Genomic DNA, 14033 nt, shown 5'->3' on the forward strand with positions numbered 1-14033 from the left:
CACGCCCCTCCCGGGCCACTGCTGGCAGCCAACACGGCCACCGACTAAGGGCGTTAGCCTAGCGGCGTGGCACTCTTTGGGCGCGGACGTGCATACGTATTCATTGCTCTTGCGGACAGATCGCGAGGCCTTGGTCAAAATTGGGTGGCGTCGCAGCGACACCACAACCTGGTATTCGGCGTCGGTGAGCTTGAGCCCTTCCATGTAATCGTCGCGAGTGGCCGTCTGCTCGATCAATGCGTAAGCTCCCCCGATCCGCATACACCGCATAAGTAGATCTTTCTGGCATCGTTCCCAAGTCAGGAGGTTCCATGCGTACATCGAAGTTCACCGAGACACAGATCATCGCCACGCTCAAGCAGGCCGACGCAGGCGTTCCAGTCAAAGACATCTGTCGCCAAGTCAGCATCAGCACGGCGACCTATTACCAGTGGAAGAGCAAGTACGGCGGCTTGGAGGCGTCCGAGCTGCGGCGGGTCAAGGAGCTCGAGTCCGAGAACGCCAAGCTCAAACGGGTGTATGCCGAGTTGGCGCTCGACAACGCGGCAATGAAGGACCTGATCGCAAAAAAACTCTAGGGCCGGCGCGTAAACGCGAGGCGGTGCGGTTCCTTATCGAGGTCCACGCGCGGCCGTTGCGCCGGTCCTGTGCATGCGTCGGGCTGTCGCGTGCCGCTTGGTATGCACCGCCTCTGGACTGGACGGTGCGCGATGCCGAGCTGATTGCCGAGATCGCGCGTTACGTTGAAGCGCACCCCAGTCGTGGCTTCTGGAAGTGCAGCGACTACCTTCGCAAGCAGCAACCAGGTTGGAATCCCAAACGCATCTATCGCGTTTACAAGGCCATGAAGCTCAACCTACGCCGCGCTGCAAAGCGTCGCCTTCCTAAGCGTGAGCGGGTGCCGCTCTACGTGCCGAGGCTGCCAGACACGGTCTGGTCGGTCGACTTCATGAGCGATGCGCTGGCATGCGGACGACGCTTCCGCACCTTCAACGTGGTGGATGACTTCAATCGCGAGGCGCTGCACATCGAGGTTGACACCTCGATCAACTCGCAACGGCTTGTGCGTGTTCGACCAGATCAAACGCGATCATGGCTTGCCGCAGGTGGTGCGCTCGGACAACGGCCCCGAGTTCCTGGGCGAAGCGTTCACCAGCTGGCTCAAGACCAATGGCGTCGCACTGCAGTACATCCAGCGGGAAAGCCAAATCAGAATGCCTTCATCGAGCGCTTCAATCGTACGTTCCGCGAGGAAGTGCTCGACCTGAATCTCTTCGCCTGCCTCGACGAGGTGCGCGAAGCCGCCCACTGGTGGATGATCGACTACAACCAAGCAAGATCCCATGATTCGCTCGGCGGAATGACCCCGGTCGAGTACCGCAACAAGTACGCCGAAAGCTCTACTTTTGAAGTGCCTGCTTGACGGGGGAGCTTACGGATCCAAGTACTCTCGTAGAGAGCCTGATTTAGAGGAAAGCTGATAAGCCCCGTAAGAAACGCCGCCGTGGTCTCCCTTACCCGTAGAGATTGTCTCTACACCGCGCCGACCACTTTCATGCCGCGCAGACGTCATACCCAAATGCCATCCATCCATAGTTGCCATCGTTAAACCCTCGCATTTGACCAGTTCATTATAAAACCGGATGATTAGCGCTTCTCCAGTTCTTCGGCGCGTTGCGCGGTCGCATTCAAATTACAAGAAGTGTCTTCCAATTCTTCCGCCTGCCCGCCACCGAGCGCACCATTCGATTTGCAAAGTGTGTCCCGCCACTTTATCCAATCGCGCTCCTCTTGCTTTAGCCGATCTTTCTTTTCTGCCGGCCATCTGTTCAAGAGGCGTTTATAAGCCGCATTCAGGCGAGCATCCTGATAAGCATATTCTTGACTATTGCACTCCATCAATGCCGGAACGACCGCGCCTGCATTTTTAACGCATTGAACGTATGAAGATCGCAGCTTTATATCTTTCGCTAGGTCACCACGTTGCCGTTGCTGGTCGCTGTTAAGTGCCTGCTCCAGGAGCTCATCTTGTTGGCGGGCAATACGCTCTTGCTTATCCGTGATGCTTTCAGCACCTTGAGCATGACTCACAGAATCTACATTCTGCCCCAAATTTCGAGAGTGCTTGGAAATGTCATCAGCCACTTCCGACATGGACTCTTGCTTGCAAGCTGCAAAAAATAAAAACACAGCTCCCGCGAAGACCAGATTTACCCTTCTGAAAAAAATAGGCATCAAAACCCCGCCAAGTTAGGTCAAGCTAGCACTTCAAAGAATGGATCAGGAAAATCAGTACACCTAACCATAAAAGGACAACACCTTCACTTTAAAAAAGATAAAATAATTTTTTCCGAATAAATATGGCGCTCACACTAAAAACCAGCCATTTATTCTAAATAATAATCCATCTTACGCTTTTGGATTAGAATTTCCTAAAAAATGGCTTGGAACAATCCGTACCTCTGACGTAACACTTAGCACCAGATTCTTTTAAACACTCATCAAGAGCATCTTTTTTTGCTATCTCTTCAGTTGCTGCACTGATAATTTTCCCACCAGTCCGGCCCTTTGCAGCCTGCACAACAGCGACACACTGATTCTTGTACGTGAAATTCACCTTGCAATCAGAATTTCCAAAGTCTGAGCATACCTTTAAGGCTTCCACTCTGGCTTCATTCTCGGAAAGCTTGCCAGTGCTACTTCCGATGTCTCCATTATCCGAGCTAGCAATGGCTCCCCATGTTTTGAGCCACTCACCGGTGGGCCTAGGAGGCGGTTGAGGGATATCACCTCTCGATGTACCAGAATCTGGCCCACACTGAGGGCTTCCAGGAGCCACACCGCTTGGGCAAGCAGTCTGTCCCCAGGCAGCTGAGGAACTAAACAGAAAAATTAGTAAAATAAATAATTTCATAAAACCCCGATTCTAGTCTTTATGAGCTACCTGAAACTTTATGGACTAACTGATCAGGAAGTTGAATTAGCTTTACCAAATCTTCCGCTAGGAGCAGTGTCGGTATCGTTATTTGCATATTGAGATTGCCTAGATCCCTGTCCAGACGGATTGAATTGATCCCTCCCTTTATTAGTGTCAGGAGCCGGCGCCCCCGGCTCATAAGGCCGCCCAGCCGCCGGAGCTGACTGACCGCCTCGATCCAGCTGCCCCAGGGCAGAATACGCCGTGAACTGGCCCAGCGTACCCTGGAAGAAGGCAGCGGCCATCGGCGGGGCGGTGATGATCAATGTCGTTAACACCAGTCCTAATCCTCCCTGCTGCAGCGCCATGCTGCTGATGCCTTCGCCCGTAAATCCGTTCATCGCCCACTTTGCGACGAAGGCAGCACCCACTGCGCCGACCACCTTTGTCGCCAAGCTCACTGTGAAGGTCAACACCGACAGCGAAAACACAGTGCCCAGTCCGTATAGCAGCCATTTGCTGAACAACGACTTCGTCGCTTGGAACAGCAGACACAGGATGAACAGAGGCCCGAAGCCCACCACCAGCGCCATGGCCAGCTTGTTGAGAAGCAGCATCGAGCCTGCAACGACGCCCGGACCGGCCATGCCCAGGCCGGTGAACCACCGAGCCCGGTCTTGATCTGATCCAGAGCCGACATGGCCACTTGCATCAACATCAAGTTCTTGTCGATCGCTTCATACGGGCTCTTTGAGCTGCCCGTCACTGTCTTGGTGATCGCCTGGCTGACTCCATCGGTCAGCGTCCAGTACAAGCGGGCCGAGCCTTGTGCCATGCTGGTCGCCACCCCGATGATCAGCGCCGCGCGCAGCGCCGTCACCACCAGGCCCATGGCCGCCTCGCGCGACTGGCCGGTCACGATGCTGTAGCCCTGGAGAAAAATCCAAAGCGTCAGCACCATCAATGACACCATACCTACCCAGGCCGTGGTGCGTTGTAACAACTCCCACTGCAAGATCGCAATCTCATCGCGCAGGTCGTTGCAAGTAGAGCCAAGGCGGACTTCCTGACCGCCTTGGCGATGTACCAGCTCGCTGAAGTGCAACGACCAACACGCCCGACTTACATGGACATTGAGCGCGAAGCACTTTCCTGGGTCTGCACCTGGATTGCCTGACGCTGGCTTTCCTCGGCCGCTTGCCGGCTGCTGTTTTCCAACGGCTGATTCTGCGCTTGATTGCGATCCACAAAAACCCGCTGCATTGCCGGGTCGGTCAGCTCGCCCTGCACTGCGAAAAAGCCGTCGCCGCTCTTGTTGGGTACCACATGATCGATGCGTTGCAAACCACTGACCTTGGACTCGAACACGATTTGGCCGGCTGCCTGCTCGAGTTCCTTGCGGTTGGCAAAGCCGCCACGTTCACCCAGCGCCTCGAGCTTGCTCACTGCGCCGTTGTACATCGCGTTGTCGGGATGGCGCGGATCAGACAACAAGGGGCTGGAGGCTGCCTGTGCCGGCGCAGCAGGCGCGGCCGTGTGCTCAGGTTGCTTGGGTGTCGCCTGGGCCAACACCTTGGCCAAAGCGGCCTGGGTCTGCTGACCTGCGACGCCATCTATCTGCAACCCGTGCTCGCGCTGGAATTGCTCGACCGCATATTTGGTGTTGCCGCCGAAATCGCCATCCGCGCGCAACGGCTTGCCATCGCGACCAACGGCGCCAAGCTGAGCAAGCTGGCCTTGGAGTTGCTTCACCTGCTCGCCGCGCTCGCCTTGTTCGAGCTTGCCATCATTGGACTTCGAAACTTGATGGGATGTCGAACCAGACGTCACGCTGTGCTTGAGATCGACACCATCGCGCTTGACGCTTTCTATCAAATCGGGAACGCGACGTTCCCAATTGCCCGCATATTCCTCGCATTCCTTGGCTGCCTTCACGCTCCAGGGTTTGCTAGGAGTAACTCCGTTGACAACGCGTCGCGCGTTGTAGACGTCGTGGCTATCATGATCGATGTAGCGATCAAGAGGCTTGCCTGTAAACAAGCCGTCACGCATACCTACAACTAGAACTTTTGCAGCGATTTCCGGTTGCTTGGCCATGTCCGGGTTGCGGACCATTTCACCGTTAAGGCCTAGCAACTTATCGAACTTCGCATAGTTGTAGTCGTGGGTAAGATGCACGTAACCACGCCCATAGAACTCCTCGCCGCCGCTATATCCAAGCTTGCGCGCTTGGCTGCGTCCGAAATCTTCTTCAGGCGCCTGAAAATTACGCGTCTCATGTTGAGCCGTCGCCAACATGTACGATATTTGCTTTGGATCTGTCACACCGTTCTCAAGAGCGGTTTTGACGATCAACCTAACAGAAGACTCCCGATCCACACCAAAGCCTTCAGTGCTCCGACCACGTCCATCGCTCATAGTATTCTCCGTACGTGCATATCATTAGAATTTGTTGTTGCATCTACCGGCATTGCAGACCCGAAGATGCGTTGCATGTACTCACTACCAATTACCACTCACTTCTAGTTGGACACCTCCTTCATTTCACCGTCTTGAAGCCGCTCGATCTTTTTCTTCGGATTAGCCGGATCATTCGTGTCTTCGGTTAACCGCTCTATCAGCACTGCCTCGTTATTCTTAAGCTCGTAGGTATCGAAGACGTGGATACAACATCCATCACCAGAAGTAGACGTCAGCATATTTCCTTTCACGGAGAATAGACCGTTGGCCATTACCGTAATATCGGATAACGACTGATTGAAAACAAGGGTTTTCTGCGCAGCATCGAAAAGATAGACACTGTAAGAGGGACCACCATAATTACCCTCTTTTCCAGACCACACCACTACATCTTCGTGCCCATCGCCATTGATATCGGTCAAAATGATTGAGTGGCGGTTCTTCTTGTAAGTGTCGTCTAGCGGACCATGATAGAACGTGGAATTACTATCCACGTACAAAGCCTCAGGCTCCAGTGCAATCGGCTTGGCTCCGGGGAATGTCACCTCCACGACCGGCGAACGGTTACATAGCATGATCCCCGGGCTATCTTCGGTGCAGCTCTGCGCATGAACTGAAACGGCAATTCCACCGATATCTGCGCTTATCTCGCCCTGCTCGTTGAGTTTTGCATTAGCAGTAGATGGCATTTTCAAATCCTTTTGCAACTCGTATTCAGGTTTTTTGCTAGCTTGATTTTTAGCAGGTGATTTTTCTCCGTCAGCCTCTGCGGATGGAGCATTACTAGGACTGCAAGCTGTGATCGAGACGACGCAAATCAAATAAATCACCCCGGCTACGGCCCTTGCTAATTCGCGCGTCAACATGGAAAATCCTTCTAACTCAAATCAATATTTCTTGAATATTGGATCAGAACAGCCCGAATACAGCACCTTGCATTCACCAGATCTGCTTTTTTTACAGTTTCCGATCGCTAAATCAATAGCGCGCTCCTTGGTCGCAGATCCCTGATAAAAACTATCCGACTGCGTAGAAACCAAAGCTGCACACTGATTACGATAAACCAAGTTTATCTTGCAATCGCTTGCTCCGTTTACAGAACATCGACGAATAGCAATATCCTTCGCCTTATCTTCCGACAACTCCCCTGCCGCAGTTCCAGCCTCACCGGTGGAATCGGAGCCAGCGATTGCCCCCCAGGTCTTAATCCACTCACCCGTCGGCCTCGGCGGAGGCGTGGGAATATCATCTCTTGAAGTACCAGAGTCAGGCCCACATTGCGGGCTCCCAGGGGCCACACCTGCCGGACAAGCCGTTTGAGCGAAAGCAGGGGCAGTCCAACTTACAAGAAGAATAATTGAAGCCAAGCGGATAATAATCATTTTTCACCACATCAGCTGAAAAGGCGACAAGTTACTTTTGTGCAAGCCCACGATTACCTGAACTAGGCTCTTGGGATGAAACGTCAGAAGAATTAACGGTATTTATTCCACGTGCCCTTTGAGGAGAAGTATCCTGCGTTTCTCTAGCCGGCGCCCCCGGCTCATAAGGCCGCCCAGCAGCCGGAGCTGACTGACCGCCTCGATCCAGCTGCCCCAGGGCAGAATACGCCGTGAACTGGCCCAGCGTGCCCTGGAAGAAGGCAGCGGCCATCGGCGGTGCGGTGATGATCAATGTCGTTAACACCAGTCCTAATCCTCCCTGCTGCAGCGCCATGCTGCTGATGCCTTCGCCCGTAAACCCGTTCATTGCCCACTTTGCAACGAAGGCAGCGCCTACTGCGCCAACCACCTTTGTCGCCAAGCTCACTGTGAAGGTCAACACCGACAGCGAAAACACAGTGCCCAGTCCGTATAGCAGCCATTTGCTGAACAACGACTTCGTCGCTTGGAACAGCAGACACAGGATGAACAGAGGCCCGAACCCGACCACCAGCGCCATGGCCAGCTTGTTGAGCAGCAACATCGAGCCTGCAACGACACCCGGACCGGCCATGCCCAGGCCGGTGAACCACCGAGCCCGGTCTTTTTCGTCCTTGCTTTCCTCGTCACCGCCGGTCTTGATCTGATCCAGAGCCGACATGGCCACTTGCATCAACATCAAGTTCTTGTCGATCGCTTCATACGGGCTCTTTGAGCTGCCCGTGACTGTCTTGGTGATTGCCTGGCTGACTCCATCGGTCAGCGTCCAGTACAAGCGGGCCGAACCTTGCGCCATGCTGGTCGCCACCCCGATGATCAGCGCCGCGCGCAGCGCCGTGACCACCAAGCCCATCGCCGCCTCGCGCGACTGACCGGTGACGATGCGATAGCCCTGGATAAAGATCCAAAGCGTCAACACCGTCAGGGACACCATCCCCACCCAAGCCGTCGTTCGCTGCAACAACTCCCACTGGAAGATCGCGATCTCATCGCGCAGGTAGTTGTTGATCAGACGAAAAAATTCGTAGTTGGCGATGTTCGTCAAAAAATCCATATGTCACCACATCCACTAGACGGCTGCGCCGTGGGGCAGTCGATGCCCCGGGTTTGAGTATGTTGCCTAAACAGGTAAACCAGCTCCATCAGTCCTTGTCGATCTCTAATCTTTCCATACCGGCTGGCGTGTCTGATTTAATAGCCTCGAACGCACCTTTCATCACCGCCCCTGCGACAAGCGTCTTACCGATGCTCAACAGATCGGCTGGAATCCAGGATGGCAACCACGAACTGCTTCCATCTCCCTTCGGCGGCTCCTTCCCCGCCATCGCGGCCTTCGCAGCGCCGGTTTGCAGCTCGGTCAAGAATGCCAAGCGCTTTTCGTAGGCGAACATTGCCGACTCCATCTGCTGGCGATCGATATCCATCATCGCCTTCAGCGCCAGAAGCTTATTGGTGTTGCTTTCCAGCTCGCCAATCTTCTGGTCGCCGATCTTCTTGCGCTCTTCCTCGATCGTGCGCAGACGCTCCAGGCGCTTGGTGGTGATCTCGTACATCGCCACCATGTAGTTGAACTGGGAATTGCGCGTGCGTTGGATCAGCTCGCAGGATTCCCTCTGCGAATCAGAGACAGGTGTTCCAGACGTGGACGCCGAACAGGCGGCCACACCCTCATCATCTGCCACCTTCTTCAAGGTCTCCTTGGGCTTCTCGACCTCCTTGCCGCTGGATTCCTTGCCCTCGCCCTTGCCCACCGTCTGATTGTCAAGGATCTCCTTGGTCGTTCCATTGAGCTTGTTGTCGATAACTTCCCATTGCGCACTGGCCGCTCCCGCCATGCTGAGCAGCACCAGTCCCATGAAGACCCGGGAAAAATGTCTGAACTTGATTGCCATGGTGTTCTTCGCCTCCTGTGACACAAATAAAGATGGTGCGGTGTGGAACCGCTTCGCGTGCCTGGACTGACTATGCATCTTCGACCTCCTTGTCCTTGGCCGACTTGCGCTTACCGGAGCCCTTGCGGTTGGCATAGAAATCGGCCAACCATTGCTCCGGCGTCAGTTGGTCCACGGTGACGCCCAGCTTGCCGGCCTTGCCCGCCAGAATTTGGTGCATGATCTCGATATTGTCGGTGGACGAGGAAATCACCGACAGCGCGTCATCCATCCCGCGCAGGTTGAGCTGGCACACCGCCGACGCGTGGCCCTGCTTGACCAGGAAACAGCGCGAGCGCTCATCCAACGACACCACAACCTGGTATTCGGCGTCGGTGAGCTTGAGCCCTTCCATGTAATCGTCGCGGCTGGCATTCGGGTTCGGCAGCAGGATCATGGTGGCCGTCTGCTCGATCAATGCAGCGGCAATGTCACTGGCCAGCGCGTCTTCGGGGCTCTGTGTGGCGAAAATCCCTAAGCCATTCTGCTTACGGATGGTCTTCTGTTTGTTCTTGGCAAATTCCTTCAGGCCACCCTTGCCGTCCAGGATCTTCCAGAATTCGTCCATCACGTAGATCAGCGGGCGGCCGTCGATCAGCGCTTCCAGGCGATGCAGCAGGTAGTTGATCACCGGCACGCGCACTTCAGCGTTGTCGATCACGTCGGTGTAGTCGAACCCGATGATCGACGCCCGCGTCAGGTCGATCGTGTCCACCGGATTGTCGAACACCCAACCGAGCGAATTGCCAGCGGTCCAGCGGCGCAGACGCGCATACAGACCGTCGTCGCCCATGTTGGGCAGACTCTTGCGGAAATTGCTCATGCTGCGCAGGTGCATCGGCGTGTCCAGCATGCCTTCCACCGCGCGATAGATGTCCTCTTCCTCACGGGCGCTGTATTCGGCCTTGCCGCCCAGCACCTTGATCAACTCGGCCAGGAATTGGGTGTTGGCTTCATTGCGCTCGCATTGGAAAGGGTTGAAGCCAGTCGGAGACCCATTTTCCAGCGCCAGGTAGTTGCCACCGCACGCGCGCACGAAGATCTCCGCGCCGCGGTCCTTGTCGAAGAAGAAGATGGTCGGAATCGGGTCGAACTTCTGCACCTGACTCAACAGGAAGTTGATCAGCGCCGTCTTACCGGTACCCGACTTGCCGATCACCATCGTATTGCCGATGGCCTTCTCTCCCAATGAGTTCTCGGACGGATGCGTCGCATGGAAGTTGAAGTAGTACGGCTGCCCATTGGTTGTCTGCAGGGTGGTGACGCAGTCACCCCATGGATTGTTGTGCTGCTTGCCCTGGGCAAAATTGTGCAGCGGCGACAAGCCAAGGAAGTTCAGCGAGCTCAGGTTGGCGATGCGCGTACGGAAGCGCCAGTTACCTGGCAGCTGCGAATAAAACGACGAGGCGATCGCAAGATCTTCCTTGGCCGAGACGAAGCCGGCATTGGACAATTCGGCTCGGGTGGTTGCGATCTGCCTAGCCAGCTTCTCCTGGCTGTCGGCATAGACCGCCAATGTGAAATGGTATTCGCCGAGCACGAAGTTTCCCGAGGCAACATCGTCCATCGCGACATCGAGATCGCGGATCTGGGTCGACGATTTGTCGCCTGAAGAAACCATCATCCCCTTGGTGCGTTCCAACACCTTCAGCGCATCGTGTCGGCCGACCGGGCTGAACGAGTGGGTCATGACGTATTCAGAATCCAGGTACTTCAGGCCATTCAGAATGCCCGGATAGGTTCCATCCGCATATTCCTTGATATTCAAGATGGCGCCAAAGTGATTGATTCCGTCTGGAGTACGAATGACGAAATCGCCGGTCTTGTTGGCGAACATGTGCTTACTGACGGGCAAATACGCGGGCACCGGAGCTGGCAAGACCGGCACAGGCTCATCGATTCGGTTCAACAAGTAGCCCAGAAACTCCAAGGTCTCGGAGAAAACCAGGCCGTTCTTTGCCTCGTACATACCGAGACGGTACGGCGCATAATCCTTGAGCACGGCTTCGACATTAGTAGCCAGTTCGACAACTTTCGCGACAGCCTGTTCTTCCTCGGCGCGAATCTTGTCCGGGTTCGCGGATTTCTCCACCAAGCGACGTCCCGTGACTACCGGCCTGTAAATCATGCTGAAATACAGCTCGTTCTGCATGATCTTTTGCGATGAAAGCGCTGTGTAATATTCGTCAGACAGAGTTTGATTGAATGCCTGCTTGAAACGTCCGCCTGCACCGATTCTGCGCCGACGCCGTACATCGTGGACCCAGAATGCAACGTTGGCGAAATCCGGGGCGCGCAGAGTCTGCAGAAGACGGTTGAACGTGTTGTGCCGCTGTTCGAGCTCGAATTCGTCTCGCCCCACGAACGGCAAGCCGCCCAGATGCCAGATCAACAGGTAGTCGCCGGCGGTCGTCTTGACGACGGACGGCGCAACATGCGTCGAGATGGAAACAAACTCGCTGATCGGACTGTCTGGGCTGAACATGGTCTTACCAAATTTAGAGAGGAAGCATCACACCAAGCGACCATCGCAAACACCAACCCCACGCGAGTTGTATGCGTGGGGTTGGTAACGGCTACGTGCTCATCGCGATTTTCCCGGGGGATTCTTGCGATATTCATTTGGGCTGAAGACCCACATCCCTGAATAACGCTGAAGGTTTCGCGCACGCATTCGGAACAGCCAACGTAATCCCAGCAGCCTGAAAATCATCTCATCACGCTTTGCCATCTGCTGCATGGCAAAGATGATGACCGGAATGGTCAACAGGTACCAAAGATCGATGTACATCCCCAACAGCAAGCCACCGCCCGCACCAATGAAGAAGGGGATGTAAGGCACCCCCAAAAACATGGCGGGGCGGGTGCATCCGCGGAAGAGTACGTCTTTATGCATAGTATTGAGCGATCTGCATCAGTGAACCGGTGATCGTCGAGCAATCACCCGAACTGCCGTTTTTATTCTGAAGGATCATGTTGGCGATCTGGCCAGCAGCACCGATGAGAACGCCACCAATGAGAATTGGCGAGACCTCGGAGATACGCTTGTGTGCGAAAGCGATCTGGTAGCCGGCCACGATGACTGCGATGGTGACCACTGCGATCGAGCCCATGTTCAACAGCTTGGTCACATTATTCAAAAAGCCACACACGCGGGTGTCGGTGTCTGCAAGACCATTGCCGTCTGCGGATGCACCGCCGGCCACCATCAGCAACGAAATGAATAGCAATGCCTTTACTGCCTGGGTGCCGACCATTTTGGCATCGGCGATCGTCTTGTTATCGATTTCAAACTTCATGTCTAACTCCTTGGGAACAGAGGGGGTCCAGCAGCCATATCCTTGGCAATTTCCATCCTAAAAAACGAATGCGCTATCCACTTGCGGAACTGTCTGCGGTGCTCGCTGCATAGAAGCCGGTACAGATTGGTCGGTCGGCGTCAAGGCCTGCGGACCGGGGGCTGGTACCGCCACCCCACGCCCCTGCCCGGTTGCCTTCACCACATACAGTTCGTTTTCTTCCGGAGCAGCTGCAGGAGCCACAGGCGCCACCCGACTCGGCAAGGAATACGCTGGTGCAGGCTGGGATAGCATAGGCCCTGGCGGTGAAGCCGCTGTGTGGCTCGCCCCGGAAAATTCCTGAATGCGACGAGCCACAATCGCGTCTGCCAACTCGGCTGCAGCCTGTCGCAGGGGATTTGCGGGCTTCAATTGCACCTGGCGGGTTGGCACGACCGCGATGGGCTCTGCGCCGGAAGACGCGACCGACTGACGAATGGAGGCATAGATCTTCTGCACGTAGCCATGTTTGAAGCCGGTTTCAAAATTTCCGGAGTAGTAGCAGCTAAACGACTTCCCCCAATTGGCGCCAGAACGCGAGTGGCATTCGGCCAGAATTTTTGACGCAGCGACCAAGTTAGGGCATTTGTCGAATGCCATCTCATAGGTAGCCAAACCGTACTTCTGCAGGTTGTACCGATTGACCTGACCTAGACCCAGCGAAAAGTTGTAACCCTTCTGCTCCAGCATCTTCGCTGTGGCGACGGCCTCAGCCAGACCGCGTGGCTCGCGCACCAGGCGTCCACCAACGACACCAATGGCGTAGGGATTACGCGACGACTCGATACGGACAACGTGCTGCATTACCTCGCCGGGGACGGCCAGTCCAGTGCACCCCATCAGTTCCATGCCAGGCAACATGTCAGTACTCCTTCCAAAACCAGATCAAAATCAGCGACGAACTCGATGCCCTAGCCGCCGCGCAGGGTGCGAAGAGGATCGAAATCGATACCCGTGATGAAGCGCCGTCCAGCGTGCGCCTTGATGTGAACCACGATGTCGATGGTCATTCTCAACAGACGTTTGATCACCTCGAACTCCAGACCGGAGCCCTCATTGGAGGCCTTCACCATCAACGCAAGCTGGTCCCAGGTCTGCTCAACACTTCCGGCATGGCAACTGGTGATGGAGCCAGGATGGCCCGACGCGCAGTTACGAATGAAGTAGAACGACTCATCGCCGCGCAACTCGGCAAGGATGATGCGGTCTGGCTTCATACGCAGGCAGGCCTCCATGCAGCTCTTAGCAGTCACGTTGCTGGCGCTTTGACCGCCCTTGGAATAAAGCAGGTGCACAGCGTTCGGCTGACTAATGAATAACTCCCTGGCGTCCTCAATCGTCACCAGGCGCTCTTCGTTCGGAATGTGGTTGACCAGCGCCTTCATGAAGGTCGTTTTGCCGCTACCTGTCGCCCCGGCAACAACGACATTTTTCTTGTAAAGCACGCACTTCTTGAAAAACTCTGCGTAATCGCGCTTGCGGCGCAGCTCAAGCAGTTCCTGGTCGTGATCGCTGACATCCGCCGATTGCTCAAGCACTTCGTCGAAGAAACCGTCGTGCTTGTACTGCTCAAGCGACTTTGTGTGCTTCGAAGGAAGTCGGATCGTGATGGACACCTTGCCCGCATCGCAGGCAGGAGGCATCACGAACTGCGCACGTTGCCCGGTCGGAAACGTTAGCGATACGACAGGGTCGGCATCGGTGATGCGTTGCCCGGTGTTGCTCTCATTGACGACCGCCGTACAGAACTGCCGAGCGCGGTCGTAGGTGAGGGATGGCACGTCGACTCGCTGCCATCCATGGATCGTCTCCAGGTACAGCTCACCAGGACGATTGATGCAAATTTCGGTCACGTCAGGCGAATTCAGATAGTCCAGAATTCCCAGCACGGAGTACTGGTAATCCAGAAAGTCATTGGAAATACGCGCTGTCGGGGAGTCATCGATCGTCATGGCAACCATTTCAT

14 protein-coding genes and 1 pseudogene are annotated in these 14033 nt (G+C 55.3%); 1 reads left to right on the forward strand and 14 read right to left on the reverse strand.

Annotated elements, in window-relative coordinates:
• Window positions 1-311 precede the first annotated feature (311 nt).
• Window positions 312-1423 (forward strand): IS3-like element ISXac4 family transposase gene (locus tag AMD14_RS23520; RefSeq protein WP_087943924.1). Its coding sequence is split into 2 segments (ribosomal slippage): window positions 312-564 and window positions 564-1423, totalling 1113 coding nucleotides; the frame shifts between segments, so codons are not numbered across the junction.
• Between the two features lie 9 nt (window positions 1424-1432).
• Here the strand turns inward: AMD14_RS23520 and AMD14_RS25565 are convergent.
• The 14 genes and pseudogenes from AMD14_RS25565 to virB11 form a co-directional block, all read right to left on the reverse strand.
• Entirely contained in the window at window positions 1433-1603 is a 171-nt protein-coding gene (locus AMD14_RS25565; protein WP_327195659.1) for a VgrG-related protein, read from the reverse strand.
• A 44-nt stretch (window positions 1604-1647) separates the two neighbouring features.
• Window positions 1648-2235, reverse strand: a complete 588-nt coding sequence (locus AMD14_RS23525; RefSeq protein WP_234336731.1) for a lysozyme inhibitor LprI family protein — start codon at window positions 2233-2235, stop codon at window positions 1648-1650.
• Window positions 2236-2422: 187 nt separating this feature from the next.
• Entirely contained in the window at window positions 2423-2914 is a 492-nt protein-coding gene (locus tag AMD14_RS23530) for a DUF4189 domain-containing protein (protein WP_011051705.1), read from the reverse strand.
• 53 nt (window positions 2915-2967) lie between these two features.
• A pseudogene (locus tag AMD14_RS24695) lies at window positions 2968-3878 on the reverse strand (TrbL/VirB6 family protein).
• A gap of 161 nt (window positions 3879-4039) precedes the next feature.
• On the reverse strand, window positions 4040-5335 hold the full coding sequence (locus AMD14_RS24700) for a peptidoglycan-binding protein (RefSeq protein WP_011051708.1): 1296 nt from the start codon (window positions 5333-5335) through the stop codon (window positions 4040-4042).
• A 104-nt stretch (window positions 5336-5439) separates the two neighbouring features.
• Window positions 5440-6243, reverse strand: coding sequence for an XAC2610-related protein (locus AMD14_RS13720; protein ID WP_011051709.1), 804 nt, complete (start codon window positions 6241-6243; stop codon window positions 5440-5442).
• Between the two features lie 21 nt (window positions 6244-6264).
• Entirely contained in the window at window positions 6265-6759 is a 495-nt protein-coding gene (locus tag AMD14_RS23545) for a DUF4189 domain-containing protein (RefSeq protein ID WP_011051710.1), read from the reverse strand.
• 31 nt (window positions 6760-6790) lie between these two features.
• A complete protein-coding gene (locus AMD14_RS13725; RefSeq protein WP_015463368.1) occupies window positions 6791-7852 on the reverse strand; it encodes a TrbL/VirB6 family protein in 1062 nt (353 codons plus the stop codon).
• A gap of 88 nt (window positions 7853-7940) precedes the next feature.
• Window positions 7941-8768: a hypothetical protein gene (locus tag AMD14_RS13730; protein WP_011051712.1), complete on the reverse strand. Its 828-nt coding sequence runs from the start codon at window positions 8766-8768 to the stop codon at window positions 7941-7943.
• Window positions 8761-11214 carry a VirB4 family type IV secretion/conjugal transfer ATPase gene (locus tag AMD14_RS13735; protein WP_011051713.1) on the reverse strand — a complete coding sequence of 818 codons (2454 nt, stop codon included), beginning with the start codon at window positions 11212-11214 and terminating at the stop codon, window positions 8761-8763. The genes AMD14_RS13730 and AMD14_RS13735 overlap by 8 nt, the downstream gene beginning before the upstream one ends.
• 99 nt (window positions 11215-11313) lie before the next feature.
• A complete protein-coding gene (locus tag AMD14_RS13740; protein WP_005920266.1) occupies window positions 11314-11625 on the reverse strand; it encodes a VirB3 family type IV secretion system protein in 312 nt (103 codons plus the stop codon).
• Window positions 11618-12028: a TrbC/VirB2 family protein gene (locus tag AMD14_RS13745; protein ID WP_011051714.1), complete on the reverse strand. Its 411-nt coding sequence runs from the start codon at window positions 12026-12028 to the stop codon at window positions 11618-11620. Before AMD14_RS13745 ends, AMD14_RS13740 begins: the two co-directional genes overlap by 8 nt.
• A gap of 57 nt (window positions 12029-12085) precedes the next feature.
• Window positions 12086-12916, reverse strand: a complete 831-nt coding sequence (locus AMD14_RS13750) for a lytic transglycosylase domain-containing protein (RefSeq protein WP_040107773.1) — start codon at window positions 12914-12916, stop codon at window positions 12086-12088.
• Between the two features lie 62 nt (window positions 12917-12978).
• Window positions 12979-14028, reverse strand: a complete 1050-nt coding sequence (virB11, locus tag AMD14_RS13755; RefSeq protein WP_015472269.1) for a P-type DNA transfer ATPase VirB11 — start codon at window positions 14026-14028, stop codon at window positions 12979-12981.
• Window positions 14029-14033: the final 5 nt, after the last annotated feature.

The organism is Xanthomonas citri pv. citri (assembly GCF_000961215.1).
Taxonomy (GTDB): domain Bacteria; phylum Pseudomonadota; class Gammaproteobacteria; order Xanthomonadales; family Xanthomonadaceae; genus Xanthomonas; species Xanthomonas cissicola.

Excerpts from the sequence above, each read along its gene's own strand:
- AMD14_RS25565 (WP_327195659.1), bottom strand. The coding sequence starts at position 1,603 with ATGGCAACTATGGATGGATGGCATTTGGGTATGACGTCTGCGCGGCAT.
- AMD14_RS23545 (WP_011051710.1), bottom strand. The coding sequence starts at position 6,759 with ATGATTATTATCCGCTTGGCTTCAATTATTCTTCTTGTAAGTTGGACT.
- virB11 (WP_015472269.1), bottom strand. The coding sequence starts at position 14,028 with ATGGTTGCCATGACGATCGATGACTCCCCGACAGCGCGTATTTCCAAT.
- AMD14_RS23530 (WP_011051705.1), bottom strand. The coding sequence starts at position 2,914 with ATGAAATTATTTATTTTACTAATTTTTCTGTTTAGTTCCTCAGCTGCC.
- AMD14_RS13725 (WP_015463368.1), bottom strand. The coding sequence starts at position 7,852 with ATGGATTTTTTGACGAACATCGCCAACTACGAATTTTTTCGTCTGATC.
- AMD14_RS13720 (WP_011051709.1), bottom strand. The coding sequence starts at position 6,243 with ATGTTGACGCGCGAATTAGCAAGGGCCGTAGCCGGGGTGATTTATTTG.
- AMD14_RS13745 (WP_011051714.1), bottom strand. The coding sequence starts at position 12,028 with ATGAAGTTTGAAATCGATAACAAGACGATCGCCGATGCCAAAATGGTC.
- AMD14_RS13740 (WP_005920266.1), bottom strand. The coding sequence starts at position 11,625 with ATGCATAAAGACGTACTCTTCCGCGGATGCACCCGCCCCGCCATGTTT.
- AMD14_RS23525 (WP_234336731.1), bottom strand. The coding sequence starts at position 2,235 with ATGCCTATTTTTTTCAGAAGGGTAAATCTGGTCTTCGCGGGAGCTGTG.
- AMD14_RS13750 (WP_040107773.1), bottom strand. The coding sequence starts at position 12,916 with ATGGAACTGATGGGGTGCACTGGACTGGCCGTCCCCGGCGAGGTAATG.
- AMD14_RS13730 (WP_011051712.1), bottom strand. The coding sequence starts at position 8,768 with ATGCATAGTCAGTCCAGGCACGCGAAGCGGTTCCACACCGCACCATCT.
- AMD14_RS24700 (WP_011051708.1), bottom strand. The coding sequence starts at position 5,335 with ATGAGCGATGGACGTGGTCGGAGCACTGAAGGCTTTGGTGTGGATCGG.
- AMD14_RS13735 (WP_011051713.1), bottom strand. The coding sequence starts at position 11,214 with ATGTTCAGCCCAGACAGTCCGATCAGCGAGTTTGTTTCCATCTCGACG.